Annotated in this window: 29 protein-coding genes and 1 other annotated feature; of the genes, 7 read left to right on the forward strand and 22 right to left on the reverse strand. The window is 43.4% G+C overall.

The window, feature by feature from the left end; genetic code table 11:
* Positions 1–64: 64 nt before the first annotated feature.
* Positions 65–1111, reverse strand: coding sequence for a phenylalanine--tRNA ligase subunit alpha (pheS, locus tag LC20001_RS08655; protein ID WP_003680007.1), 1047 nt, complete (start codon positions 1109–1111; stop codon positions 65–67).
* A gap of 74 nt (positions 1112–1185) precedes the next feature.
* Positions 1186–1405 (reverse strand) — a binding site (T-box leader).
* Between the two features lie 38 nt (positions 1406–1443).
* Complete coding sequence (locus LC20001_RS08660) at positions 1444–1812, reverse strand: winged helix-turn-helix transcriptional regulator (RefSeq protein WP_010011033.1); 369 nt, start codon at positions 1810–1812, stop codon at positions 1444–1446.
* Positions 1813–2001: 189 nt separating this feature from the next.
* On the opposite strand from LC20001_RS08660, the gene LC20001_RS08665 reads away from it, so the two are divergent.
* Positions 2002–2469 (forward strand): universal stress protein, encoded by a 468-nt coding sequence (locus LC20001_RS08665; RefSeq protein ID WP_010011032.1) that lies wholly within the window; start codon positions 2002–2004, stop codon positions 2467–2469.
* Positions 2470–2514: 45 nt separating this feature from the next.
* Here LC20001_RS08665 and LC20001_RS08670 read toward each other — a convergent pair whose 3' ends face one another.
* Positions 2515–3033, reverse strand: a complete 519-nt coding sequence (locus tag LC20001_RS08670) for an HD domain-containing protein (RefSeq protein ID WP_003680165.1) — start codon at positions 3031–3033, stop codon at positions 2515–2517.
* Positions 3034–3189: 156 nt separating this feature from the next.
* Complete coding sequence (locus LC20001_RS08675) at positions 3190–3945, reverse strand: TrmH family RNA methyltransferase (protein ID WP_010011031.1); 756 nt, start codon at positions 3943–3945, stop codon at positions 3190–3192.
* A 188-nt stretch (positions 3946–4133) separates the two neighbouring features.
* Here LC20001_RS08675 and LC20001_RS08680 point away from each other — a divergent pair, with 188 nt between their 5' ends.
* Both LC20001_RS08680 and yidC read left to right on the forward strand, forming a co-directional pair.
* Positions 4134–4409: an acylphosphatase gene (locus tag LC20001_RS08680; protein ID WP_010011030.1), complete on the forward strand. Its 276-nt coding sequence runs from the start codon at positions 4134–4136 to the stop codon at positions 4407–4409.
* A 291-nt stretch (positions 4410–4700) separates the two neighbouring features.
* Positions 4701–5633 carry a membrane protein insertase YidC gene (yidC, locus tag LC20001_RS08685; RefSeq protein ID WP_010011028.1) on the forward strand — a complete coding sequence of 311 codons (933 nt, stop codon included), beginning with the start codon at positions 4701–4703 and terminating at the stop codon, positions 5631–5633.
* 55 nt (positions 5634–5688) lie between these two features.
* Here yidC and LC20001_RS08690 read toward each other — a convergent pair whose 3' ends face one another.
* The 6 genes from LC20001_RS08690 to LC20001_RS08715 all read right to left on the reverse strand — a co-directional run bounded on the left by LC20001_RS08690 (position 5689) and on the right by LC20001_RS08715 (position 11610).
* Positions 5689–7257: a HAMP domain-containing sensor histidine kinase gene (locus LC20001_RS08690; RefSeq protein WP_010011027.1), complete on the reverse strand. Its 1569-nt coding sequence runs from the start codon at positions 7255–7257 to the stop codon at positions 5689–5691.
* Positions 7257–7943, reverse strand: a complete 687-nt coding sequence (locus tag LC20001_RS08695) for a response regulator transcription factor (protein ID WP_010011025.1) — start codon at positions 7941–7943, stop codon at positions 7257–7259. Before LC20001_RS08695 ends, LC20001_RS08690 begins: the two co-directional genes overlap by 1 nt.
* Before the next feature lie 209 nt (positions 7944–8152).
* Positions 8153–9577, reverse strand: a complete 1425-nt coding sequence (gene gndA, locus LC20001_RS08700) for an NADP-dependent phosphogluconate dehydrogenase (protein ID WP_010011024.1) — start codon at positions 9575–9577, stop codon at positions 8153–8155.
* 161 nt (positions 9578–9738) lie between these two features.
* Positions 9739–9927 carry a 50S ribosomal protein L32 gene (rpmF, locus tag LC20001_RS08705; protein ID WP_010011023.1) on the reverse strand — a complete coding sequence of 63 codons (189 nt, stop codon included), beginning with the start codon at positions 9925–9927 and terminating at the stop codon, positions 9739–9741.
* A gap of 35 nt (positions 9928–9962) precedes the next feature.
* Complete coding sequence (locus LC20001_RS08710; RefSeq protein ID WP_003680172.1) at positions 9963–10517, reverse strand: YceD family protein; 555 nt, start codon at positions 10515–10517, stop codon at positions 9963–9965.
* 317 nt (positions 10518–10834) lie between these two features.
* A protein-coding gene (locus LC20001_RS08715) for an IS5-like element ISLpl3 family transposase (protein ID WP_086989537.1) occupies positions 10835–11610 on the reverse strand; the annotation gives its coding sequence in 2 pieces (ribosomal slippage) (positions 10835–11286 and positions 11286–11610; 777 coding nt in all).
* Positions 11611–11649: 39 nt separating this feature from the next.
* Between LC20001_RS08715 and LC20001_RS08720 the strand changes: the two genes are divergently transcribed.
* Positions 11650–12048, forward strand: coding sequence for a DUF805 domain-containing protein (locus tag LC20001_RS08720; protein ID WP_035457443.1), 399 nt, complete (start codon positions 11650–11652; stop codon positions 12046–12048).
* Between the two features lie 153 nt (positions 12049–12201).
* On the forward strand, positions 12202–12576 hold the full coding sequence (locus tag LC20001_RS08725) for an iron chaperone (RefSeq protein WP_010011019.1): 375 nt from the start codon (positions 12202–12204) through the stop codon (positions 12574–12576).
* A gap of 51 nt (positions 12577–12627) precedes the next feature.
* Here the strand turns inward: LC20001_RS08725 and LC20001_RS08730 are convergent, their stop codons facing one another.
* The 8 genes from LC20001_RS08730 to LC20001_RS08765 all read right to left on the reverse strand — a co-directional run bounded on the left by LC20001_RS08730 (position 12628) and on the right by LC20001_RS08765 (position 18609).
* Positions 12628–13785, reverse strand: coding sequence for a nucleotidyltransferase (locus tag LC20001_RS08730; RefSeq protein ID WP_003679309.1), 1158 nt, complete (start codon positions 13783–13785; stop codon positions 12628–12630).
* Between the two features lie 43 nt (positions 13786–13828).
* Complete coding sequence (locus LC20001_RS08735) at positions 13829–14566, reverse strand: class I SAM-dependent DNA methyltransferase (protein WP_003679311.1); 738 nt, start codon at positions 14564–14566, stop codon at positions 13829–13831.
* Positions 14563–14922 (reverse strand): ribosome silencing factor, encoded by a 360-nt coding sequence (gene rsfS / locus LC20001_RS08740; RefSeq protein WP_029507784.1) that lies wholly within the window; start codon positions 14920–14922, stop codon positions 14563–14565. The genes LC20001_RS08735 and rsfS overlap by 4 nt, the downstream gene beginning before the upstream one ends.
* A gap of 351 nt (positions 14923–15273) precedes the next feature.
* Positions 15274–15876 (reverse strand): bis(5'-nucleosyl)-tetraphosphatase (symmetrical) YqeK, encoded by a 603-nt coding sequence (gene yqeK / locus LC20001_RS08745; RefSeq protein WP_010011017.1) that lies wholly within the window; start codon positions 15874–15876, stop codon positions 15274–15276.
* Complete coding sequence (locus LC20001_RS08750; protein WP_081455906.1) at positions 15863–16468, reverse strand: nicotinate-nucleotide adenylyltransferase; 606 nt, start codon at positions 16466–16468, stop codon at positions 15863–15865. Before LC20001_RS08750 ends, yqeK begins: the two co-directional genes overlap by 14 nt.
* 59 nt (positions 16469–16527) lie before the next feature.
* Positions 16528–16842, reverse strand: a complete 315-nt coding sequence (locus LC20001_RS08755) for a YhbY family RNA-binding protein (RefSeq protein ID WP_010011014.1) — start codon at positions 16840–16842, stop codon at positions 16528–16530.
* 122 nt (positions 16843–16964) lie between these two features.
* Positions 16965–18086 carry a ribosome biogenesis GTPase YqeH gene (gene yqeH / locus LC20001_RS08760; protein ID WP_003679313.1) on the reverse strand — a complete coding sequence of 374 codons (1122 nt, stop codon included), beginning with the start codon at positions 18084–18086 and terminating at the stop codon, positions 16965–16967.
* Complete coding sequence (locus LC20001_RS08765; RefSeq protein ID WP_003679314.1) at positions 18079–18609, reverse strand: YqeG family HAD IIIA-type phosphatase; 531 nt, start codon at positions 18607–18609, stop codon at positions 18079–18081. The genes yqeH and LC20001_RS08765 overlap by 8 nt, the downstream gene beginning before the upstream one ends.
* 347 nt (positions 18610–18956) lie before the next feature.
* On the opposite strand from LC20001_RS08765, the gene LC20001_RS14595 reads away from it, so the two are divergent.
* Together LC20001_RS14595 and LC20001_RS14600 are read left to right on the forward strand one after the other, a co-directional pair.
* On the forward strand, positions 18957–19313 hold the full coding sequence (locus tag LC20001_RS14595; RefSeq protein ID WP_225358761.1) for an alcohol dehydrogenase catalytic domain-containing protein: 357 nt from the start codon (positions 18957–18959) through the stop codon (positions 19311–19313).
* The gene (locus LC20001_RS14600) at positions 19292–19882 is read left to right on the forward strand and encodes a zinc-binding dehydrogenase (RefSeq protein ID WP_225358768.1); all 591 of its coding nucleotides are present in this window, start codon (positions 19292–19294) and stop codon (positions 19880–19882) included. Before LC20001_RS14595 ends, LC20001_RS14600 begins: the two co-directional genes overlap by 22 nt.
* A gap of 45 nt (positions 19883–19927) precedes the next feature.
* On the opposite strand, the gene rplT is transcribed toward LC20001_RS14600, so the two are convergent.
* The 4 genes from rplT to thrS all read right to left on the reverse strand — a co-directional run bounded on the left by rplT (position 19928) and on the right by thrS (position 23385).
* Positions 19928–20287, reverse strand: a complete 360-nt coding sequence (rplT, locus tag LC20001_RS08775; protein ID WP_004562617.1) for a 50S ribosomal protein L20 — start codon at positions 20285–20287, stop codon at positions 19928–19930.
* Between the two features lie 90 nt (positions 20288–20377).
* Positions 20378–20578 carry a 50S ribosomal protein L35 gene (rpmI, locus tag LC20001_RS08780; RefSeq protein WP_010011013.1) on the reverse strand — a complete coding sequence of 67 codons (201 nt, stop codon included), beginning with the start codon at positions 20576–20578 and terminating at the stop codon, positions 20378–20380.
* A 112-nt stretch (positions 20579–20690) separates the two neighbouring features.
* The gene (gene infC, locus LC20001_RS08785; protein WP_004562618.1) at positions 20691–21194 is read right to left on the reverse strand and encodes a translation initiation factor IF-3; all 504 of its coding nucleotides are present in this window, start codon (positions 21192–21194) and stop codon (positions 20691–20693) included.
* A 196-nt stretch (positions 21195–21390) separates the two neighbouring features.
* Positions 21391–23385 (reverse strand): threonine--tRNA ligase, encoded by a 1995-nt coding sequence (gene thrS / locus LC20001_RS08790; RefSeq protein ID WP_010011012.1) that lies wholly within the window; start codon positions 23383–23385, stop codon positions 21391–21393.
* Positions 23386–23566 lie beyond the last annotated feature (181 nt).

Here is a 23566-nt window from a genome sequence, read left to right on the forward strand (position 1 = left end):
AATTCCTTTCTACTTCACAATTAAGGATGGTTTCTAATAACTCGTGTACTATTTTTAATAGCCGTTATGCTTCAGTAAATTGACTGAGGAAGCGAATATCATTTTGATAGAATTGCCGAATATCGTCGATGCCGTATTTCAACATTGCAAAACGATCGATCCCCAGACCAAAAGCAAAACCGCCGTACTTAACTGGATCAACGCCCGCTGCCTTCAATACGTTCGGATGAGTCATACCCGCACCTAATACTTCGATCCAACCAGAATGTTTGCAGACATCACAGCCCACGCCGTTACATTTGAAGCAGGAAATATCAACTTCTACTGATGGTTCCGTGAATGGGAAATAACTTGGTCGGAAACGAATTTTTCGTTCGGCACCAAAGAATTGGCGAATGGCAAAGGACAAAGTACCCTTCAAATCAGCCATTGTCACATGTTCGCCAATATATTGGCCTTCCATTTGGAAGAATTGATGTGAATGGGTAGCATCATCAGTGTCGCGGCGGTAAACGCGCCCAGGGCCGATCATTTTCATTGGGCCTGTACTGAAGTCATGTTGTTCCAACGTCCGCGCTTCATCTGGTGACATATGCGTCCGCATTAAAATATCTTTATTGATGTAGAATGTATCTTGCATATCGCGAGCGGGATGATCTTTCGGCATATTCAGCTTTTCAAAATTATATTTTTCTTCTTCGACTTCATAACCTAAGACGACTTTAAAGCCCATCCCTAAGAAAACTGATTCCAAAGTTTCCACCGTTTGCATGATCACATGGTGCGTGCCTTGTTTAACTGGGGTACCTGGTAAAGTAACATCCAATTTTTCTTGAGCTAATTGATGTTCAATCTTGGCTGTTTCTAATGCTTGTTTGCGTGTTTCAATCGATTCAGTCAACGCATCGCGCACTTTATTAGCAAAACTACCAACAGCAGGACGTTCTTCCTTAGCTAAATCACGCATACCGCGTAAAACTTCGGTGATTGGTCCTTTTTTACCAAGCAAATTAACCCGAATATCATTTAATTGCTTTAAGTCGTCACTTTTTTCGATTTCTTTGATACCCTGCTTTTGCAAGGCAACTAACTTATCTTGTAAACTACTCATAAATTAAACTCCTCTACTCCACAAATAGTGGATAATTTATATATTGGGGTATAAAAAAAGCCCCATCCCTAAATTCAAGGGACGAGGCATCGCGTTACCACCCTAGTTCATAAGCAATCGAAATCACTTATACACTCAGTCAGGGTAACGGTCTGTGCCGGAACTTTTTTTGTATTTACGCCCAAAGTCGACTCCGGAAGTGAATTCAACGTTTAGCCGTGATCGTTTTTCCAACATTTAAACGATTTTCTGTACTGAGCCGGAACGTTTACTATTTTCCATCAACGTCTTTCTTGGTATATTCTAACATACCCGACTTTTTCGTCAATAGTTTAGGCTAATTCCTTAACGCATTCTTCTGCGTCCAACCAAGTATCCGCCCAGCCATGAACGGCATCCATCACTTGTTTAAGATCTTGACCTTGTTCGGTCAAAGCATATTCGATCAAAGCTGAATCAGCATAAGTTTGCCGCTCAACAATGCCTTCCAGTTCTAATTCTTTCAAGCGCTCAACTAGGACACGATCGGAACACTTTGGTACCTTTTGTGCCAAGTCCTTAAAGCGTTGCGTTCCCTCTTCTAACAAGACATCAACGATCAAACCATTCCATTTTTTGCCTAAAATTGTGAACGTCTTTTGAAATTTTGGACATAATTGAAATTGCTTGGTCTGACAGTCAGTTACCGCTTTTTCTGTCATAGTTCTCACCTCGCAGATAGTTTAGCACACTTACTTGATGTAAGTAAAGTGAAAGAACAAGTCATGACAAAATTTTCGCTACTTTTCTGAAAAATGTTATACTTAAAACAAAATCAGCGACTATCTAATCAGTCAGGCTGCTTTATAAACTCATTTTATATTCTATTGCTTGCTAGGAGGGATATGTGAATGTTACAAAATTATCATGATATTTTAGTTGCCGTCGATGGCTCTGCACAAGCACAACAGGCTTTTGCAAAGGCACTGCGAATCGCTAAACTTAACCACGGGCACCTACTACTGCTAAACGTGTTGGATATTTGGAATAAAAATTATGATTTCCGGCCAATACCAGATGACGATGACTTTACCCAAAAAATTTTCGCTCAAACAGAAAATTATCTTAAAGTTTTACAGCAAGAGGCTAAACAACTTGGTGTCACCGACTGTGACATTCACATTCGTTTTGGCAATCCGCGCAAAATCATCGCTTACGAGTTTCAACGTGATCACCAAGTTGATTTGATTATTTTAGCCGCAACTGGTAAAAATGCACTGACGCGGACTTTGACTGGATCCGTTACCGACTACGTCACCCGTAATGCTAAAACCGATGTACTTACGATCCGAACTGATTTGGGCAATCGACCACTTTAATAATAACCAAAATAAAAAAGTTATGACAATTATGCCATAACTTTTTTATTCGCCAATTTTTGCGGTTAATTTCATGATTCGTTGCTTTAAACCATGGCTAGATTTTTGCAATTCTGGTAAAGCATATTCATCAATGGCGCAATAATCATCGACCAACGACACGATCATGCTTTCCATGTAGCGTGGTGGCGCAATAGTTGCTCCCCACATGTGCTTAATAATAATGTCTTTTTCTTTTTTAGATAATTCGGTTAATTTTTCAGCATTACGTAATGCAATCCGCGGATGAACATAGGCGTGCGTGCCCATATCGAACTTAGTCGTCCGCCAATCATAATAAAATAGATCATGCAGTAGCCCACCACGTGCAGTCGCTCGCGTATCTAAATGCATTTTTTTTGCAATCAAATAGCTACGATAAGAAACATTCAACGAATGCTCCAAGCGATTGGAAAAATGGTGCTGCGTATAATCGGCTAAACGCTGAACCGCATCAGTTGCTAATAAATCCGCAATTTCATCAACGTAGGCTTGATCATCTTGCCAGTTAAGTTTTTTGGTCATTCAATGGCTGCCTTTCTTATATAAAATCAGCTAAGTTAAGACTTAGCGTAACGACAGACTGACTAAACATTAAAATGTGATCTCAACTTCTAACACCGCTAGCATAACCCATTTATTCCGTATTGGCTAGAAATTTACCTACAACGTAACCTATTCTTAATTTTTGAGTTGAAACAGTAATATACCGGCAGCAATCGCCACGTTTAGCGACTCAGCACGACCTTGGATCGGGATATACAAATTCTGATCGGTTTGCGCTAATAACTCAGCTTGCATCCCGTTGCCCTCATTGCCCATGATCAAAGCAAAATTAGGCTGTGCGGGAATTTGATGAAAATCGACGGCCGCTGGATTGAGTTCACTGCCATAAACTGGCACTTGTGCTGCCTTTAATTCCGTGACCCAATCCGCTAAATCGCCTTGATAAATTGGAATATGGAAGTGGCTACCCTGCATTGAACGTAACACTTTGGCACTAAAAAGATCAGCGCTACCTTCGCCTAACACAACACCCGTTAAACCGGCAGCATCAGCCGTTCGTACCATCGTCCCGATATTGCCAGGATCTTGTACACCATCTAATAATAGCCAACTACCAGTGAAGGTCTGAGGCAATTTAGCCTCAGGCAATGGCAGTACCGCAAAGATACCCTGAGTGGTCACAGTTGCGCTCAGTGTGTGGGCCACCTCTGGTTTTAACCAATAGGTCGGGACATCATTAGGTAGCCACGCTGCTGCTTGAAAATCCTCTGTGGCTAAAATCATAGTGATCTGCTGCTGAGCATTCAATGCTTCCCGCACTAAATGAACGCCCTCCAATAAATAGCGTTGCTGCTCTTCGCGATTTTTCTTACGGGTCAACTTACGTAATGTTTTGATCAAATCATTTTTTGAACTGGTGATTAAGGTCATGCTAGATCTCCTTTTACATCTAATTCTATTTTAATTAAGTATAGCACGCTTAACGTAGCGACACTGCGATAGACTGGTACTAGCCGCCAAAATTTCATATAATAAGTATGCGTCAGTACTTAACCATAACAAAATCAACATTAAAATAAAACACAAAAAACTATCATTTTGAGCTAGGAGGAATCAATATGCGTCGAGTAAGTTTAACGGTCTTTGGTCGCGTACAAGGCGTCGGCTTTCGTTATGCCACCAAAATGGTCGCCGATAAAGTTGGGGTTACTGGTTTAGTACGTAATTTATTAGATGGCACAGTCTACATCGAAGCTCGTGGCACTGACCGCGAAGTGAGTGATTTCATTCAAGTCGTCAAAAAAGGCCCCTCACCATACGCCAAAGTGACCCGCGTTGACTTAGTTGAACTAAGTGACGACAAAGTTTACCGCGATTTTGCGGTGACGAATTAAATAATCTAGTGATAACGCTCAAATCATTTGCTACACCAGTCCAAAGACTGATTGAAAAATACCGTCGCTTCAAGTATAGTAGTAAGAGGCTTTATTTGGTTTCGTCACGAATAAGGTCAGAAATCTTAATATCAAGGCTTTTGTGTACCACAAAGGTAACTTTAGCCATGTTTCATCTTGGCGGGCTACGCCTTAGTTGAATGGTCAGCGCCCGTAACATCAGCATTTATTAGCATCTTTTGCTAATAAATCAACCTTAATTGTGAAGTAGAAAGGAACTAAACCACGAACATGAAGCGAATTAAACGTCTGCTCAGTTATGGTGGACTTTTCACGGTATTAACGCTATTATTGTCTGCTTGTACGAACACACAAACCCATCGAACACCACCAACTGGCTTTCTTTATGGGCCAATCTATCATTGGTTAGGCTTACCAATGCAACACTTGATCACTTGGATTGCTAAATTATTTGGTAATCCACCTAACTACGGTTGGGCGATTCTATTGATCACCTTGATCGTGCGTTTAGTCTTATTACCACTGATGCTCAGCCAATCAAAGAGTACGTTAAGGCAGCAGCACCGGCGCGAAGCCATTAAGCCGCAATTAGATGATATTCAAAAACGGCAAGCGGCGGCAACAACGCCCGAAGAAAAAGCTGCTTTAAGTCAAGAAATGATGACGACTATGAAAGAAAATGGCGTCAGCATGACTGGTGGTATTGGCTGTTTACCATTACTTATCCAGTTGCCTGTATTCTCGGCCTTGTATATGGCGATCCAATACAGTCCAGCCATTTTCAAAAGTACGTTCTTAGGAATTAGTTTGGGACATACCAACCTGATCATTGCCATTCTAGCTGGATTAACCTACGTCTTGCAGGGTTATCTCTCCTTAGTTGGCTTACCGGCTAGCCAGAAGAAGCAGATGCAAACAATGATGATGATGAGTCCCGTGATGACCTTCTTCATCGCATTAGTTTCCCCAGCTGGCTTAGGCCTCTACTTCTTTGCCGGTGGGATCTTGGCGATTTTCCAAACCCTGATCACCAACTTCTACTATATGCCACGGATCAAAGCTGAGGTGGCGGCAGATCTTAAGAAAAATCCGCCTAAGCCAGTAGCTAAGACCGTGATCACGCCGAAACCGAAACCTATTCAGGCAACTGAAAGCAAACCTAAACGCAATCGGAATGCCGGCAAGCAACAACATCATAAATAATAAAATAAAAGCATTGCCAGTTGAGCGCTAAACTCAATTGACAATGCTTTTTAATTTACTCAGTTGGCGTAGTGGTCGCACCAGTTTTATTTTCTAGATCGAGCAATGACTCACCTGGCGCCAATGTTCTAACAATTGGGAACGTTACTCGAAAAATCGTCCCACTGCCAAGCACACTTTCGACACGAATGTCACCGTGATAGCTTTCAACTAAATGTTGAGCAATCGATAGGCCTAACCCGTTGCCGCCCTTGTCGCGACTACGAGCTTTGTCCACCCGGTAAAAGCGATTAAAGACACGATCGATATTTTCCGGCGCGATTCCCTCACCAAAGTCCTGCACCGCAATTTCAACATTACGTTCATTGCGCGAGATCGATAAATGCACTTCCTGACGCTTTTGTGAGTATTTCACCGCGTTATCCATCAAAATAATTAAGATCTGTTCAAAATGATCCCGATAAATTTTAATCACGGTGGGAGCCTTTAAATCATCATCCAACGTAAAAGTAAACTCCGGATGGATCAGTTTAAAATTACCAAAAACCTGATTGGCGACTTCTTTAGCGTCCGTCAATGCGTTAGGATAATGAACATCAACCTGTTCTGCCCGCGATAGATCCAGCATTTCCTGCACTAAACTCTTCATCCGCGTAATTTCCTGCAACGAGGCGCTGATCGACTCACTCAAAATTTCTGGGTCATCTTTCCCCCAGCGATTAAGCATTTGCATATGACCTTCAATAATCGCCACCGGTGTCCGCAATTCGTGAGAAACATCTTCAACGAATTCTTCTTGCTGCTCAATGTAGCGCTGCATGCGATCCAGCATATCATTGAATAGATCCGTTAAATCAGCTAGTTCATCGTTACGCTGCGTTTTCGCGATCCGTTCAACCGATTGTGGTTCGCGATTGATAATATCAATCGTTTCTGTCATCGCCTTCAGTGGCTTCAAGAAATAAACCGCCAATAAATAGCCGATCAATCCACTAACGAAAAAGGCAAACGCCCCTAAAATGTAAAAAGCGACTAATAACTGATGTTGATCTTTACGCAAAGTGCCAAGTTGGCTAGTTACTTGGACATAGCCGATCACCCGACCACTAGTCCGGGAATGGATCGGCCGCCGCCCAATAAACCCATCCTGTGTGCCGACCTTTTCCCGTGAGATTTTGATTGCCGCTGTCCGTTTGAACTTAGTATTGATATTCCGGGAAGCATAAACTTCCTTGCCTTGCGGGTTATAAATACTAACGGTAACGTCTTCACGCGCTAATTTAACGATGATCGAATCTGTATAGATATTATCTTTAGCGTTAGCATCGCGGTTCGGTACCGGATCCGAGGTCGTGGCTAGATCAGGCCGTAAATACGGTAAAACCGTTTTGCGTGTCAGTGTATTAGACTGATTATTCAGCCGTTCAACCACCAAAGTCATCGTATCTTTTAGATTAGTTTCCTCTTGATTCATCATGATCGCAGTAAAGCGACTAAATAATAGAATCGCAAACACCGCAAAGACAATGAATATACCAAAAGCGGCACCCAACGCCCACTTCAACTTTAAGGAGAAGCGTCGAGCCCGCTTTACTTGATTCGGATCACTTTCTTGGTTTGTCATCACGAGCGCATCACATACCCAGTGCCACGAACCGTCTGAATGTAACTTTCTTCACCTTTACGGTCGATCTTATTACGCAAATAACGAATATAAACATCGACAACGTTGGTTTCAACTTCGCTTTCGTAGCCCCAAACTTTGTTAAGTAAAACGTCACGACCTAAGACCACGTTGACATTTTCCATCAAAGTCAAAAGTAATTCATATTCCCGCTTAGTCAAATCAATCGTTTCGTTACCCCGCTTAACCACACGATTTTCTTTTTCAATCGTTAAGTCACGGTAAGAAACAGTAGTTTGCTTTGCGTTATTTTGTTCGCCTTCGATATCGATGCGGCGTAATAAGGCCCGTAAACGTGCCAATAATTCTTCAATTGCAAATGGTTTAACGATGTAATCATCAGCCCCATGATCAAGCCCAGAAACACGATCAATCACTGAATCACGGGCGGTCATCATGATGATCGGTGTGTTTTTGACTTGACGTACACGACGGCAGACTTCCAACCCATTTAATTCAGGCAACATTAAATCAAGTAAAATAGCATCCCAGTCACTACTTAAAGCAGCATCTAAACCAGTCCGACCATTATAGTGGACCGTTGTTTCGTAGCCCTCGTGTTTCAATTCAAGTTCAACGAAGCGGGCTAGATTTTTTTCATCTTCAATAATTAGAACTTTACTCATTCAGTTTGACAACTCCTCAAAGAACATTTAGTTAATTCGCATTTAATTATATTTACACTTAAAATCGCCTAATAACAATACTCATACAGCTAAGTATTTTACCATTCTTTTGTAAAAAAAGCTACTAATGCTTTCATCCCGCGCATTTAGCAAATTCTCATTAATAAAAAAACACAAAGCCAAATCGACTTTGTGTTCGTAAAAACCAATTATTGTTCTTCATACCATGGGTAATGGAAACTACCTTCACGGTCAGTCCGTTCGTAAGTGTGGGCACCGAAGTAGTCACGCTCAGCTTGGATGATATTAGCAGGCAAGCGTTCGGAACGATAAGAATCGAAGTAAGAGATTGCAGCAGCAAAACCAGGGACAGGAACGCCGGCTTTAACCGCTAAACCAACTAAATCACGTACTGATTCTTGATATTGCTTAGTGATGTTCAAGAAATAATCATCTAACATCAAGTTTTGCAATTGGGGATCCTTTTCGTAAGCATCAGTGATGTTCTGCAAGAATTGCGCCCGAATGATACAACCCGCACGCCAGATCCGCGCAATATTAGCGTAGTCTAAATTCCAATCATAATGATCAGAAGCGATCCGCATTTGTTCGAAACCTTGGGCGTAACTCATGATCTTACTGAAGTATAATGCCTTACGGATCATTTCAACAACTTCAGTTTTATCAAAGTCAACCTTGCCAACTGGTTTAGGTAATACTTTGCTAGCCTTGACCCGTTCGTCTTTCATCATAGAAATATAACGAGCATAAACGGATTCTGTGATCAAGGATTGCGGAATTTCTAATTCAAGGGCATTAGCAGAACTCCATTTACCAGTACCTTTGTTAGCTGTCCGATCTAAGATGACATCAACGATCGGCTTACCAGTACCTAGATCGTCTTTACGCGTCAAAATATCCGCTGTAATGTCGATCAAGTAACTATCAAGTTCGCCTTTATTCCAGTCATCAAAAATGGCTGCAATTTCATCAACGGACAGACCAACCAATTCATGCAAGACGTGGTAACTTTCAGCAATCAATTCTTCATCGCCGTATTCGATACCGTTATGAATCATCTTCACGTAATGGCCAGCACCGTTTGGCCCAATGTAAGTGACACAAGGTGCACCATCAGTAGCTTTAGCAGCCATTTGTTCGAAGATTGGTGCAACGAGATCATAAGCTTCTTTTTGACCACCAGGCATCATTGAAGGGCCTTGTAGCGCACCAAGTTCGCCACCAGAAACGCCCATACCAATGAAGTTGATGCCAGATTTATCTAATTCAGCATTGCGCCGCATTGTATCTTTGAAGAAAGTATTCCCGCCGTCGATCAAGACATCACCTTTATCCAATAATGGCAATAATTCTTGAATGACTGCGTCAGTCCCAGCACCTGCTTTGACCATCAAAATGATCCGCCGTGGCTTTTCTAATGAAGCCACGAAATCTTGAATGCTGTAACTTGGCACTAATTTTTTATCGGCGTGTTCCTTAGCCACCGTTTCGGTTTTAGAACTTGTCCGGTTGTAGATGGCGACGGTGTAACCACGGCTTTCAATGTTCAAAGCCAAGTTTTTGCCCATGACCGCCATACCAACGACACCAATTTGTGGTGTTTGCTTTTCCATATTTCTTTGTGCCCCCTTGTATCTATTTAACAACTTCTATCCTATCAAAAAAACTTACTAAATAAAAGGCAAACTGCTCTTGAATTATCCGCTATAAATAATTTTGAGTAAGCAAAAAGCATTAGCGCCATGGCCGCTAATGCTTTTTAAACAGGTCTGTCTTAGTTTGCAGTGTTACCTGTATTGACAACTTGTTTGCCATCGTAGAAGCCACAGCTTGGGCAAACGTGATGAGATACGCGTAATTCACCACAGTTTGGGCATGGGCTTAAGTTAGGCGTTGCTAATTTAATGTGTCCCCGACGCATACGTTTCTTCGTCTTTGAGGTTCTTCTTGCTGGTACAGCCATTAAATTCCACCTCCTTAAAATATTTTCGTTTTACATTACTTATCGGTTGATTCGTCGAATAAACCTTTTAGTTGAGCAAAACGTGGATCAACTTGTTGTTTACGCGCTTCCAGTAACTGATCGTAGGCATCTTCAGAGATAACCTGCCAATCATTACCTTTAGGCATATCCGCTTCATCCTCACGTTCATGAGGAGTCAACACCTGCATTGGGATATTCAGCAAGATATTATCAACAATTGCCTGATCGAGATCTAAGGTCGCGTTCTCTAAAACGATCACGGTGTCCTCTTGATCAAGCTCTGCTCGCTTGCGCTGATCAGCTGGTACATAAAATTCCGTAAAGTCAAAATCTAATGGTAACGCAACTGGCTTAAGCGAACGTGTCGATGGCAATGTTAATGTTCCCTTCATCTTGACGTAGGTCGTGATTGTTTCCTGATCCAATGAGATCAAACCAGAAACCTGAATCGGACTCACGTCGATGATCTGCGGATCACGTTCGATCAAAGTTGCCTTTAAATCAAGCGTGTCTGCAAGTGGTAAAGGCTCTTGCCGATACTTTTCTAATTCAAGTAAAGACCATTTCATTGAAGTTTCCTCCTAATGCAACGAGAATAATTATAACTTTCCCGAAAATCTTTGTCAACCTAATTTACTTTACAGAAGTCAGCGCCGGTACGACGCGCTTTAACGAACTTATGCTCACCTTTAAAATCACAAAACACTGCAATTAGGCGCAGAATTGATTATAGTCGATACCCGGCCAACTTACTAGCGATTTGTTAATTTTTTCTGAAAAAGTTTGCAATCAGAAAACTGGCGTCTAGCATAGCTGTTTTTATATAATAATTATAGTAACTAAATAAAGGAGTTGATCATCATGTTCACTAGGGTCCGTCTGAAAACTACTTAAGTAAGATGCAAATTGAGGCAATGTAGACCGTAGCCAGATAAACATGAGCGAGCTTATCATAACGCGTTGCAATCCTACGAAAGTTCTTCAACTGATTGAAGAAGTTCTCAATCAAATGGCGCTCACAATAAACGTGGTAATCACAGGTCCACTTGTCTTTGGTATTTTCCTTTGGCGGAATGGTATAGACGCCTGCTTTATCTTCAATATACTGGCGAAGTTTCGCGGTGCCATAGGCTTTATCCGCGATAATATTTGATTGAGAAATATCGAAGCCTTCCAGCAACTCACTGGCAACTTGGCTATCATGTACTTGACCACCTGTTAGGCGAAAACCCAAGGGATTCCCTAATCCGTCAACGAGTGCGTGAATCTTGGTCGTTCGGCCACCTCGACTTAGTCCAATAGCTTGATTTTCGACCATACATTCGGCGTTTTTTTTGCCCCAGTGGCCTTTTGATGCGCTCGAACGATCGTTGAATCTAAGCTCAAGTTTTCCATGTCGGGATCGTCAATCAATTCGAGAAAAACCTGTTCGAACAAGCCTGAACTTACCCAGGCTCGGAAGCGACTATACACCGTTTTCCAAGAGCCATAGCGTTCAGGTAGATCACGCCAAGGAGCCCCGCTGCGCATGAGCCAGAGGATAGCGTTGAGGGCGGTACGGTTGTCTAGGCTTGATGGACGGCCAGTCCGGTATGGCGGGAAGTATCCTTTGATTCGGTCCCACTGAGCATCTTCCAGTTCGTATCGTTTAGGTGTTGTCATCGGAATGCCTCGATTCGTTTTTCCTCAGATTATACCTGAATTTTTAGTTTTCAGACAGTCCCTAGTTATCGTGAATTCTGGCAAAATATTCTGACTTGGAACAAAACAGCAACACGCCGGCAATATTGGTGGCCAGTCATCATAAATTATTTTCTAGGTATTATTTTAACGGCACTTTTACAAGTAATTCTTGGCCATCCGTGGTCGGAAATTTACACTTGGACTGATTTAGGCGCTAACACTGCTGGCAACGTGATCCTGCTACTAGTCTGGATCGCAACTTTCACTTTAAAAGCACGGCGGTTACATGATACCGACCGTAGTGCTGGCTGGATCTTGATCGAACTGATTCCAATCATTGGAACAATTTGGTTCTTTATCCTCACCTTACTGCCGTCACGTCCAAGTACACGGTGGCCTCAAAACCAAGCGGAATAACGACTGTTTCTTGCAGTGGTACTTGATTTCTAGCAAGCATGCGATATTGAACTTACTCAACAAAACGCCGGTAAGGCTAAGTTCCATCGCCTGTAGCAGCTGAGATTCTGGTTACAAATATTATCCACTATTATGGAGTAGAGGAGCTAAACCATGACAACCGAAATTTTCACCGATCATCTGGCTAAAACCGCGCCGGAACAACGTGAACGCACACAAGAAGTCCTCACTTGGGTCAGCACGACTTTCCCTCAATTGGCTCCGCGGATCGCTTGGAATCAGCCAATGTTCACCGACCATGACACGTTTATTATCGGCTTCAGTAATTCTAAAAAGCATCTAGCCGTTGCCCCTGAAGCCGCCGGTATCAACCAATTTTCTGCGGCAATCAAAGCTGCCGGCTACCAGCACACCAAGCAACTGATCCAGCTGCCGTGGACGAGCCCAGTCAACTACACCCTTTTGGAACAGATCATCCGCTTTAACTTACAGGATAAAGCTAACACCACGAGTTTTTGGCGCAAATAAATGCCAGCAAACAAAATAAGGTCACGACAAGCTTACTTTTGTCGCGGCCTTTTATTTTACCCGTAATGGCGGGCGATTAAAATTCTGCTCGTGCCCATTTAATTGGGCATAAATATCGTCCACTCGTACTTCCAAGCCTAATAAGCCCTGCTCGTGCCCAATTTTTTGACTGACCCGGGCGATTAGTGGCAAATCTAATTGTTCCTTGATCTGATGCAAATAAGCCTGCCCGCGCTGGCTAAAACCGAGTAAATGAACGTACGGTTGCTGCTCAACTTGCCGAATAGCTGGTTCACGAATATTTAATAAAACATACAAGCATAAACGCTGCAGCCGCGTATACGTATAGCGTTTCGTCTTCAATGCCCGCAATAAGCTGGGAAAATCATTAACTTGCTTGATCACACTGTGAAAACGATGCTCTAAGCCTTCAGTCATTTGGTAGATCTGGCCCAGCTCAGCAAGTGGCGTACTTAAAATACGATAACGGAGATACGGAAAAAAATCTGCCCACGTCAACAATTTTTGCTGCTGCAGTGCCTGAAGAATATCCGCCGGTACTACGGTAGCCAAACTTTGCTCCGCCGTGGTTTGCCCCAAAGCTAAGCGCCGGATCGCAGTGGCACTGGCAATCGTTGAGCCATTCAGTTCTTGATCCTGATACTGAGCATTCTTACGCGCCAGCGGTAATAACCGCAGTGGTCGCTTTAATCGTGCATTAGCTGTTGCGTAGCTTAGCCCTAATAGTTGATTGGGTGCATCAATATTTAAGTGCAGAGTTTCTTGGTAAAAGTGATTTAGTTGGGTGGCGTAGGTTTGCTGATAATCGCGAAAATACTCATGCAGATCAGGTAATATCGCCAATTGACGGCCAACACTTTGATAATCGATCGTTGTATTTTCAGTACCAAAAACCAGACTATCACACTGCAAGGTCGCTAGTAAATTTAGGGCACCACTGGCAAAACGATCCGCCGGGGCGACCGCATTAGCAAACGGCAATTCGACGATCAAATCGACACCATGGGCTAATGCCGCCTGTGCCCGCGTCCATTTATCGAGGATCGCCGGTTCACCGCGCTGCAAAAAATTACCACTCATCACCGCGACGACGACTTCAGCGCCTGAAAGCTGCCGTGCAGCCTGTAAATGGTATAAATGTCCATTGTGCAACGGATTATATTCAACCACTAATCCAACCGCGCGCATTTACCTTACCTCCCACTTAATCGTTGCAACACCGCTTAATTGCTTAAGCTTTTTCTGCGGTAAAGAACCAGCGAACGCTGTCGGCCGCAACCGCACTTTTACCAAAATCAGCACTGACCTGTACGTTTTTAAAGCCGCTATCCTGCAGTGCCTGCTTGATATCAACCAATGGATAAGTCCGCTCGCGATGTAATTCGCTTAATGCTTGATAGCCTTGAATCGACTCATCCCAAACAAAGAACGTTAGATCATGTTCGATCGAATGCGGCTGTTCGCCTAAATAACTGGTCCACATAAACGCAGTCGTTTCATTTTTGTAATTGTACATATAGCCCGGGAATAGTTCATCCATTTGGTACAGTGAATGCATATCAAATAAAAAGCGGCCGCCGCTAACTAAATGTTGTGCGACTTGCTGAAAAACAGTTGTGACATCTGCCAAATTAGGCATATAGCACAATGAATCGTCTAAGCAAGTCACCAATTCGTAATCGTCCAAGCCATCGAGTTCACGCATATCGCCTTGTACCAGAGCCATTGAGACATCCGCCTCAGTTGCATTTTGTTGCGCCACCGTTAACATATCCATTGATAAATCAAAACCGGTAACGTCATAACCGGCTTGGGCCAATTTAGTGGCTAAAATCCCCGTACCGCAGGCTAACTCTAAGGTTCGCGGCTGCGGCCGGCCAGCATTCTGCGCAACAAAAGAAAGCCACTGATCATAAAGATCAGTGTCCATCATTTCATCATATAAAGTGGCAAATGTTTGATAGATCATGCTTCGATCCACGCCGTTAAATCAACATTCTCAGCGTTGGCCCATAATTTTTCCAAATTATAATAAGCCCGTTCTTCAGGATTGAAGATATTAACGACCACATCACCGAGGTCAAGCAGAACCCATTTATCGGAATTCTTACCTTCAACTCGTTTGACCGTGATGCCCGCGTCCTCTTCTTTTTCCATAATTTCTTCTAAAATGGCGTCCATTTGGCGTTTGGACCCACCTTGCATGACAACAAAATAGTCAGCCAATAAACTGACCTCACGGACGTCTAAGGCAATAATATCTTCTGCGCGTTTACTATCTGCCGCACGGACAGCAATCTCTAAAATTTCTTTACTGTTCAAAATAGTGCTCCTATTCTACGATTAAGGTTATTTATTAGCATCAACCGCTAATAAATCCAGATGTTCCAGACGGTGACCATTCAACTATGGCTTAATTCGCCAAGTTGAAACATGGCCCTATTCTACGATTAAGGTTATTTATTAGCATCAACCGCTAATAAATCCGGATGTTCCAGACGGTGCGACTTGGACTTGCCGGGTTATGGCTTAGTCCAATCAACATCGGTAGGGTAAGTTCTAGTTAGCAAATATTCTTAATATTAAATACTAACCTAATTAAGGTTGTCAAAAAATGAGTGACAGTGACTATTCAACTATGGCCTAGTTCGCCAAGTTGAAACATGGCCCTTTATCTTATGCTCGACCAGCGACCCAAGCGTTATAGGTATCGATAGTCTTGGGGTAAATATTAACTTGTTTTGCAATTAAGAACTTCAGGGTATTAATGATCTCAAAACGTACACCGACGTCTAAACTTTCATTGGCAGCTGCACGCGCTTGTTCCACATTCGGAAAATCACGTCCTGGTTCAATAAAATCCGCTACAAAAATAATTTTATCTAAGGCAGTCATTTCAACGGCGCCAATCGTGTGACGGCGAACCGCATTGAGGACTTGCTGGTCATGAATACCGAGTTCGTGCTCGATTAGGTAAGCACCGACAACGCCGTGCCAGATACCGTTATTCGCCGTCAATAGTTCAGGATCAAATTGCTGCTGGCGAATAATTTGCTTAAATTCGGCGTCTGAGCGTTGCTTGGCGTAATCGTGCACTAAACCAGCTAATCCTGCTCGCTGAACGTCAGCACCATACTGCTGGGCTAATCTGATCGCCGTTTGTTCGACCCGCTGCACATGGGCAAAACGTCCGGCACTTAATTGTGCCTCCAGCCGTGCCAATAATTCATCCCGTGACAGCGCAACAAACGCTGAGTAATCTTGGTTAGTGTTTTTCACGGTACAGACCTTCTTCTTCAATATAATCTAAAACAGCGTCCGGCACCAGATAGCGCACGGAACAATTCTGGCTGATCCGCTGCCGAATCAACGATGAGCTGATATCTAGTAAGGGGGCGTCGACCCACAAAACAGGATAACGACTTTCTGCCGGAAATTCAGGCCGTTTCACGCCGACAAATTGAACTAACTTCAATAAATCGTCGATACGGTGCCAATTAGGCAAGTCCTTCACCATATCGGCGCCAATGATAAAATAAAAATCAGTATCGGGATGCTGCTGTTTAAGCGTGACCATCGTATCATAGGTGTAACTGACACCACCACGATCGATCTCAGCACGTTCCAATTCAAAACGCGAATTGCCATCGATCGCGCGTTCCACCATGGCTAGCCGATGTTTAGCTGCAATAGTGGTTTTAGTTGCTTGATGTGGTGGTTGTGCATCCGGCATAAATAAGACTTTTTCCAGACCTAACTGGGAACCGACTGATTCAGCCATCACTAAATGGCCTAAATGTGGCGGATTAAAGGTACCACCCATAATGCCAACTTGCTTTTTATGCTGACTCCCGAGAATTTCTTCCTTCATTTCTACTGTGATCACTGGTTGCGTTAACGTTCTCACCGTTTCAATGTCACCTCTTTATTTTACAACGCTGCCACTTGTAGCGATAACCGCCGGTATTTTTCTTTAAGTGCTGGCCGGTACAACAAGACTACACGGCCAATAATTTGCGGCACTTCTAATCCTGGAATTTGGCTGGTTAGTTCAGCTGCTACTTCAGCAGGTGTTAAATCTGTATTTTGTAATAAATTAATTTTCAATAACTCATGACGCGCAATACTATCATCGATCTGCGTTAAAAAGGCAGTATTAATGCCGTTTTTACCAACATGGAACTCCGGACGAAGCCGATTAGCCCGCGCCCGTAAAAATCTTTTTTGTTTCCCAGTTAAAGTCATAAAGTATCCTTTCAAATGTGCAACGTCCGTTGAAAAAGCTGCTTTTACAACGACGTCTAGGCTAAATTAACGCTAAAAGTTTATAATCTACCCTTTTTAGCACGTTTCCCTAATTTTAAGTTCTAGATCAAAGCGGGCCGCATCGTAACGGCAACGCCTTCTGGTGCCCAGCCACTAACTGTGATACCTGCTGGTACAGTGATCCAGCCTAAGCCAGCGAATACTAAGTCGCTTTTGACCTTAGGCGTAAATTGGATCCGTGCTAGTGGTGGGAAATCAGCCAATTCATTAGGCCGCGGCGGCTGTAATAATTTACCAGCTTGGCGGTCATAAAAATCATCGGCGTTGCTTAACTTAGTACGGTGAACCAATAAATTATTATCCAAATACAAAGTAAAGCCAGTGTGCGGACCGCGTTCATAATCAAAGCGGGCCAAACCACCTAAAAATAGTGTTTGTTCACTATTTAATTGGAACGTTTTCGGTTTGATCGGCTTTTGTGGTGCGACTAAGCGCAGATCTTTCGGGCCTAAATAATAAGCCATTTGTTCCCGGTGAATGATCCCTGGTGTGTCGATCAGCTGATGGCCATCATCTAATGGAATCTCGATCTTATCTAAGGTCGTGCCTGGAAAACGTGAAGTCGTGATCAAATCTTGAGTACCGGTAGTACGCTTGATGATCTGATTGATCAACGTTGATTTCCCAACGTTAGTCACACCAACGACATAAACATCGCGACCAGCACGATATTTATCAATCGCCGCTAACAATTCATCCAGCTCGTAACCACTTTTAGCGCTGGTCAATAACACATCTAATGGCCGCAAACCAACGGCATGCGCCTGCTCTTGCAGCCAATGACGGACCTTACCACGTTTAACTGACTTAGGTAAGACGTCGACCTTGTTACCGACCAATAGCACTGGATTTTTACCGACAAAACGGTGTAAGCCAGGAATAATACTACCGGAAAAATCGAAGATATCGATCACGTTGACGATCAAAGCGTCAGTATCACCGATCTGGGTCAATAACTTCAAGAAATCATCGTCAGTTAAGCGGACGTCGGAGATCTCGTTATAATGCCGTAACCGGAAACACCGCTGACAATAAACCTCGCCAGCCGCTAAACCTTTTTCTAATGCTGACGCTGGTGTATAGCCAGCAGCATCGGGGTCCGTCGTCTGAATCTGGGCCCCACAACCAATACAATATAATGGCTCTGTCTCTGTTTCAGCCATCTAAACGCTCCTTCCACTGTAACTCAGGATGGCGCCGCCGTAAGCGACGCATTAAAAATTTTTCAAAAAAGCGATTGATCCGTGTATTCCACGCATCCGTCTCGATCAATGGCCGCACCAAAACAGTCCGGATATGACTGCTATTAGCCGCGATCATATCGGTGATCAGTTGATCGCCCACCATGACTAGTTCATCACTGGATAGATTTAATTGTACCTTAGCCCGGCGAATGCCGATCGATAATGGCTTCAACGCCCGCGCGATAAATGGTAGCTTCATACTAGCGACTGCCCGACTGATCCGCGCAGCACTATTATTGGAAACGACAACCACTGGCATACCGCTGTCCTGCATTGTCTTGATCCATGTACGCAGTTCTGGTGTCCCAGTAGGATTATCCCAAGCAATCAACGTATTATCCAAATCAGTTAGAATTGCCTTGATTCCCTGACGCCGTAAATCGGCTGCTGTCAGCTGGGTGATTTTGGCCACCATCCAAGTCGGTTTATAGTTTAAAAACATAATAACCTCTCAACATCTATATCGTTTTACATCTCAACATTCCATTATAAGGGAAAGCCCGACAAATTGCACCCGCCTAGATCGTGTTTGAAAAAGTAATCTTAGCTTTTGCCACCATTTAGCCTAAAAGCCAATTACTTTGCAGTTAGCTAAATTTGCCGTATGCTACAACTAAAGTCTACGTGGTAATCATCTTGAAACCATTGTTCATCCCTGATTATACTGACTATCGCTGCTCAATCGTCATCAAGATGAGACGTAACCCACCTACGCGCCTGGCCCATATAAAATTTAGGAGCAAGCCGCATAAAAATCATTTTTAACTGCTCGACGAAAGGACTGAGTTTATGCAAAGTTTTGGTTTTAATCATTTTGGCGATGCCACTGTTTTCGAAACGATCGAACAGCCTACACCGACATTGTCGCCGATTCGAGTTTTGCTCGATGTGGCCGGATTTGCCCTGAATCCTTATGATGCTGCACTACGTCGCGGCGAACATGCTGTAGATCGACCATTGGCCTTTCCAATCGTTCCCGGCACAGATGTCATTGGCACTATTCGTGCAGTTGGCGAACAAGTCACTGATTACGAAGTGGGTGATCTCGTCGTCGGTCACAGTAACTTAGGCGCTTATGCTGAGCAAGTGGCGCTCTCACATAATAAAATTGCCAAAGTGCCAAAGTGCCAGCTAACACACCGCTAAGTGCGCTCGTTGGTTTACCTTCAGTCGGTATTACGGCTTATAATTTATTACTGGTGAAATTGCAATTACAGACCGGCCAAAGTCTGCTAGTTGAGGGCGCAGCTGGTGGTGTTGGCAGTATGCTGGTACAAATTGCTAAAGCACAAGGCGCCTACGTTACCGGCGTTGCCAGTGCAACAAATGCTGAGTACGTACAACAATTAGGCGTTGATCAATTCATCAGTACGACCGATCTCGCTGCTAGTAACGTTCATGCTGATATCGTGATCAACGCCGTTAGTGGTGGTCGTGATCAGGCTCAGGGGCTAGCCCATGTTGCCGAAAATGGCCGTTACGTCAGTTTAAACGCGGTACCACCAACTAGCGACAACATCGAAGCCCTGGCTTTCCAACCAGAAAAAGGCTTCCGTGATCGCCCAGCACTAACCTATCTACTAGAACTTTATACCCACCAACAATTGCAGCTGCCAGTGGCAGCAAAATTTACCTTTGATGTGGCGGGCGTACGAGCCGCACATCAATTACTTGAACAACATCATCAACCTGGCAAAATTATCGTAATGAAATAAAAAAGTTGTGCTCGCGCTGAGCACAACTTTTTTTAAACCAAATTATTATTTGGCAATAGCTGATTTTGCTTGTTCTGCTAAGTCAGAAAATGCTTTAGCGTCACTAACGGCAAGTTCTGCTAACATCTTGCGGTTAATGTCGATGCCAGCAACTTTCAAACCGTGCATCAATTTGCTGTAGCTAATGTCATTCAAACGTGCTGCTGCGTTAATACGAGCGATCCATAATTTACGGAAATCACGTTTAACCTGACGACGATCACGGAAAGCATAACGGTATGAAACCATTACTTGAGTGTTTGCTGTTTTGAACAAACGATGTTTTGAACCGCGATAACCTTTAGCTAATTTTAAAACCTTTTTACGACGTTTGCGCGTCACTGTTCCACCTTTAACACGTGGCATTGAAATTCCTCCTCAAATACTTCGGCGTTTCACTATTGTGAAAACTTAGGAGCACGAAGTTACCTAAAAATTTAATCGATCGATGCTACCTTACTTCATTTGGGATAGCATTTGTTTGATCCGCTTCATATCGCTAGCGGAAACCATGCCTGGCTTAGCCAAGAAACGACGTTGTTTCTTAGTTTTACCATGGAAACGGTGGCTCGTGTAAGCGTGATGACGTAACAATCCGCCGTTACCGGTTTTCTTGAAACGTTTTGCTGATGCACGATGTGTTTTTTGCTTTGGCATAATTAATCTTCCTCCCTACAGAAGACTGTGGCGAAAAACTGCCGTCACAGTCTTTCCAAACAATATTAATGGTTGTGCGTTCATTACTGATCGCACCTTGTAGTATAAAATACTACTGCTTCTCGGCGATTGGTTGTAACATCATCGACATGCTACGCCCGTCCATCTTGGGTTGCGCGATAACCGTTGCAATGTCCTTAGTCTCATCGGCCAAGTGCTTGAGTACTTCACGGCCAATTTCCTTATGGGTAATTGCCCGGCCACGGAAACGAATTGATGCTTTAACTTTGTCACCCTTAGCTAAAAACTTACGTGCATTCTTAAGCTTGGTATTAAAGTCATTTTCGTCGATCGTAGGACTCAAACGGACTTCTTTGATGCTAACGATTTTTTGTTTCTTACGGGCATCACGTTGTTTCTTTTGCAATTCAAAGCGATACTTACCGTAATCCATGATCCGCGCTACCGGTGGCTTAGCGTTTGGGGCAACGAGAACAACATCCAAATTAGCTTGGTCAGCAATCCGCAATGCTTCAGTTTTACTCTGAACGCCTAATTGGTCACCATTTTCAGCGATCAAGCGAACCTCACGTGCGCGAATCCCATCATTGACCATCATGTCTTTTGCTATGGCTATTCACCTCCAAAAATTTCGAGAAATTTGCAGAAAAAAACGGAGCCCGCTTCCGCAGACCCCGCCACAAACCAGTAACCTGGTTTGATCCGTTCATTATCTGCCCAGAGACATTTAGTCAGCTTAGGCGAGAAGCGGGCTGCTTCTGCTTTAATTCTCAATACGCTAAAGTATACGGTTATTTCTGATTCTTGTCAAGCTTTTGGGCTACATTTGCTTCGGTACCCTTTAATTTACCGGTGCGACTGTAGTTACCAACTTCGGCAACCATGGCGTCAATATAAATATTGGCATCTTGGGCGATTCCTTTGTCCTCACCGTAATGGCGGACAGAAATGCTGGCGTGACTCTTTTCTTCATCACCAATTACCAAGGTGTACGGAATTTTTTGCGTTTGGGCTTCACGGATCTTGTAGCCCATCTTTTCGTTACGATCATCGATCTCAACCCGCAAACCACGAGCAGCCATCCGTGACTTGATCTGTTCAGCATAGTCCAAATGCAATTCGTTCTTAACTGGAATGATCACTGCTTGGACTGGGGCTAACCAAGTTGGGAAAGCACCTTTGTAAATTTCAGTCAAGTAAGCAGTGAAGCGTTCCATTGTTGAAACCAAACCACGATGGATCATAACTGGCCGATGTTCTTCACCGTCGCTACCAACGTACTTCAAGTCAAAGCGTTCTGGTAACATGAAGTCTAATTGAATCGTTGATAGTGTTTCTTCGTTACCTAAAGCAGTCTTCGTTTGGACGTCCAACTTAGGACCATAGAAAGCAGCTTCGCCTTCTGCTTCAGTGTAGTCAAGGCCCATGTCATCCATAGCCGCCTTCAACATCGTTTGCGCACGATTCCACATTTCGTTATCGTCAAAGTACTTTTCAGTATTTTGTGGATCACGATAGCTTAAGCGGAAGGAATAGTCGTTAATGTCAAAATCAGCGTAAACTTCGATCATCAACTTCAAGATGCGTTTAAATTCATCTTCAATTTGGTCTAACGTAACAAAGGTATGACCATCGTTTAAAGTCATTTCCCGAACACGTTGTAACCCAGAAAGTGCACCAGATTTTTCATAACGATGCATCATCCCTAATTCAGCGATCCGCAATGGTAATTCACGGTAGCTGCGGATATGATGATTGTAAATCTGAATATGGCTTGGGCAATTCATTGGCCGTAATTCCAATTGTTCGCCATCACCCATGTCCATTGGTGGGAACATGTCTTCACGATAATGATCCCAATGACCAGATGTCTTATAAGCATCTAAGTTCATCAGAACTGGTGTATAAACGTGTTTGTAACCATTTGCTACTTCTTTATCGATAATATAACGTTCGATCGTCCGCCGAATCGTTGCCCCTTTTGGCATCCAGTAAGGTAAGCCAGCGCCAACTTTAGGATCAACGAAGAATAGATCCAACTGGTTACCGATCACCCGATGATCACGATCATGGGCTTCTTGCCGCCGTGCATCGTCAGCATCCATTTCCTTTTGACTGAAGAAAGCTGTCCCGTAAACCCGTTGCAACATCTTGTTACTGGATTTACCTTGCCAGTATGCGCCGGCAACGGACAATAACTTGGAAACTTTCAATAATTTCGTATTTGGCAACACGCCTTGTTCACCAAAATCAGTGAAGTCGCCTAAATGATAAAGCACGACTTCATCAGCATCTAAGTCATTTAACAAGCTAGTCTTGTAAGGATCAGCAGCAAATTTAGCCAAAGCATCCGCTTTAGAAACAACTTCGCGTTCGATCACATCACCGTCAGCGACGATTTTAGCCATATGATCATTGATCGCAACTAAGTCATCAACTGAAACTGGCTTAGCATCGTTATCAGTGTCGTAATAGAAACCGTGTTCCGTCAAAGCATGTTCGCCAAAAGTCATTGCTGGGAATAAATCGTGCAATGCGGCACCTAAAGCCAAGCTTGCGGTGTTCCACAAAACTTGTAATCCAGCTTCATCTTTAGCAGTCACGATTTCGATTTTACCGTCTTTAGTCAATGGTGCAGTTAAATCAACTAATTGCCCATCTAACTTACCTGCAATTGCCTTCTTACCTAAACTCGTGCTGATTGATTTTGCCACATCAGCAACGGTTGTTCCTGCAGCGAAGTCTTTGACTGCGCCATCGGGGAACGTTAACTTGAGTTCTGCCATGAATTTGGCCTCCTTAAAATATTAACCGCAAATAAAAAGTCCCTGAGATCAAATAGACCTCAGGGACGATAATTTCGCGGTTCCACCCAGATTTAAAGTGCATGCACACTTCCTCATTAGCGTTATTAACGGTAACGGACCGACCCTACTTTGCATAGAGTTCTTGGAAAGTGGTCATCAA

Source organism: Loigolactobacillus coryniformis subsp. coryniformis KCTC 3167 = DSM 20001 (assembly GCF_002706425.1).
GTDB classification, from domain to species: domain Bacteria; phylum Bacillota; class Bacilli; order Lactobacillales; family Lactobacillaceae; genus Loigolactobacillus; species Loigolactobacillus coryniformis.

Excerpts from the sequence above, each read along its gene's own strand:
- pheS (WP_003680007.1), bottom strand. The coding sequence starts at position 1,111 with ATGAGTAGTTTACAAGATAAGTTAGTTGCCTTGCAAAAGCAGGGTATC.
- LC20001_RS08660 (WP_010011033.1), bottom strand. The coding sequence starts at position 1,812 with ATGACAGAAAAAGCGGTAACTGACTGTCAGACCAAGCAATTTCAATTA.
- LC20001_RS08665 (WP_010011032.1), top strand. The coding sequence starts at position 2,002 with ATGTTACAAAATTATCATGATATTTTAGTTGCCGTCGATGGCTCTGCA.
- LC20001_RS08670 (WP_003680165.1), bottom strand. The coding sequence starts at position 3,033 with ATGACCAAAAAACTTAACTGGCAAGATGATCAAGCCTACGTTGATGAA.
- LC20001_RS08675 (WP_010011031.1), bottom strand. The coding sequence starts at position 3,945 with ATGACCTTAATCACCAGTTCAAAAAATGATTTGATCAAAACATTACGT.
- LC20001_RS08680 (WP_010011030.1), top strand. The coding sequence starts at position 4,134 with ATGCGTCGAGTAAGTTTAACGGTCTTTGGTCGCGTACAAGGCGTCGGC.
- yidC (WP_010011028.1), top strand. The coding sequence starts at position 4,701 with ATGAAGCGAATTAAACGTCTGCTCAGTTATGGTGGACTTTTCACGGTA.
- LC20001_RS08690 (WP_010011027.1), bottom strand. The coding sequence starts at position 7,257 with ATGACAAACCAAGAAAGTGATCCGAATCAAGTAAAGCGGGCTCGACGC.
- LC20001_RS08695 (WP_010011025.1), bottom strand. The coding sequence starts at position 7,943 with ATGAGTAAAGTTCTAATTATTGAAGATGAAAAAAATCTAGCCCGCTTC.
- gndA (WP_010011024.1), bottom strand. The coding sequence starts at position 9,577 with ATGGAAAAGCAAACACCACAAATTGGTGTCGTTGGTATGGCGGTCATG.
- rpmF (WP_010011023.1), bottom strand. The coding sequence starts at position 9,927 with ATGGCTGTACCAGCAAGAAGAACCTCAAAGACGAAGAAACGTATGCGT.
- LC20001_RS08710 (WP_003680172.1), bottom strand. The coding sequence starts at position 10,517 with ATGAAATGGTCTTTACTTGAATTAGAAAAGTATCGGCAAGAGCCTTTA.
- LC20001_RS08725 (WP_010011019.1), top strand. The coding sequence starts at position 12,202 with ATGACAACCGAAATTTTCACCGATCATCTGGCTAAAACCGCGCCGGAA.
- LC20001_RS08730 (WP_003679309.1), bottom strand. The coding sequence starts at position 13,785 with ATGCGCGCGGTTGGATTAGTGGTTGAATATAATCCGTTGCACAATGGA.
- LC20001_RS08735 (WP_003679311.1), bottom strand. The coding sequence starts at position 14,566 with ATGATCTATCAAACATTTGCCACTTTATATGATGAAATGATGGACACT.
- LC20001_RS08750 (WP_081455906.1), bottom strand. The coding sequence starts at position 16,468 with ATGAAGGAAGAAATTCTCGGGAGTCAGCATAAAAAGCAAGTTGGCATT.
- LC20001_RS08755 (WP_010011014.1), bottom strand. The coding sequence starts at position 16,842 with ATGACTTTAACTGGGAAACAAAAAAGATTTTTACGGGCGCGGGCTAAT.
- yqeH (WP_003679313.1), bottom strand. The coding sequence starts at position 18,086 with ATGGCTGAAACAGAGACAGAGCCATTATATTGTATTGGTTGTGGGGCC.
- LC20001_RS08765 (WP_003679314.1), bottom strand. The coding sequence starts at position 18,609 with ATGTTTTTAAACTATAAACCGACTTGGATGGTGGCCAAAATCACCCAG.
- LC20001_RS14595 (WP_225358761.1), top strand. The coding sequence starts at position 18,957 with ATGCAAAGTTTTGGTTTTAATCATTTTGGCGATGCCACTGTTTTCGAA.
- rplT (WP_004562617.1), bottom strand. The coding sequence starts at position 20,287 with ATGCCACGTGTTAAAGGTGGAACAGTGACGCGCAAACGTCGTAAAAAG.
- rpmI (WP_010011013.1), bottom strand. The coding sequence starts at position 20,578 with ATGCCAAAGCAAAAAACACATCGTGCATCAGCAAAACGTTTCAAGAAA.
- infC (WP_004562618.1), bottom strand. The coding sequence starts at position 21,194 with ATGGTCAATGATGGGATTCGCGCACGTGAGGTTCGCTTGATCGCTGAA.
- thrS (WP_010011012.1), bottom strand. The coding sequence starts at position 23,385 with ATGGCAGAACTCAAGTTAACGTTCCCCGATGGCGCAGTCAAAGACTTC.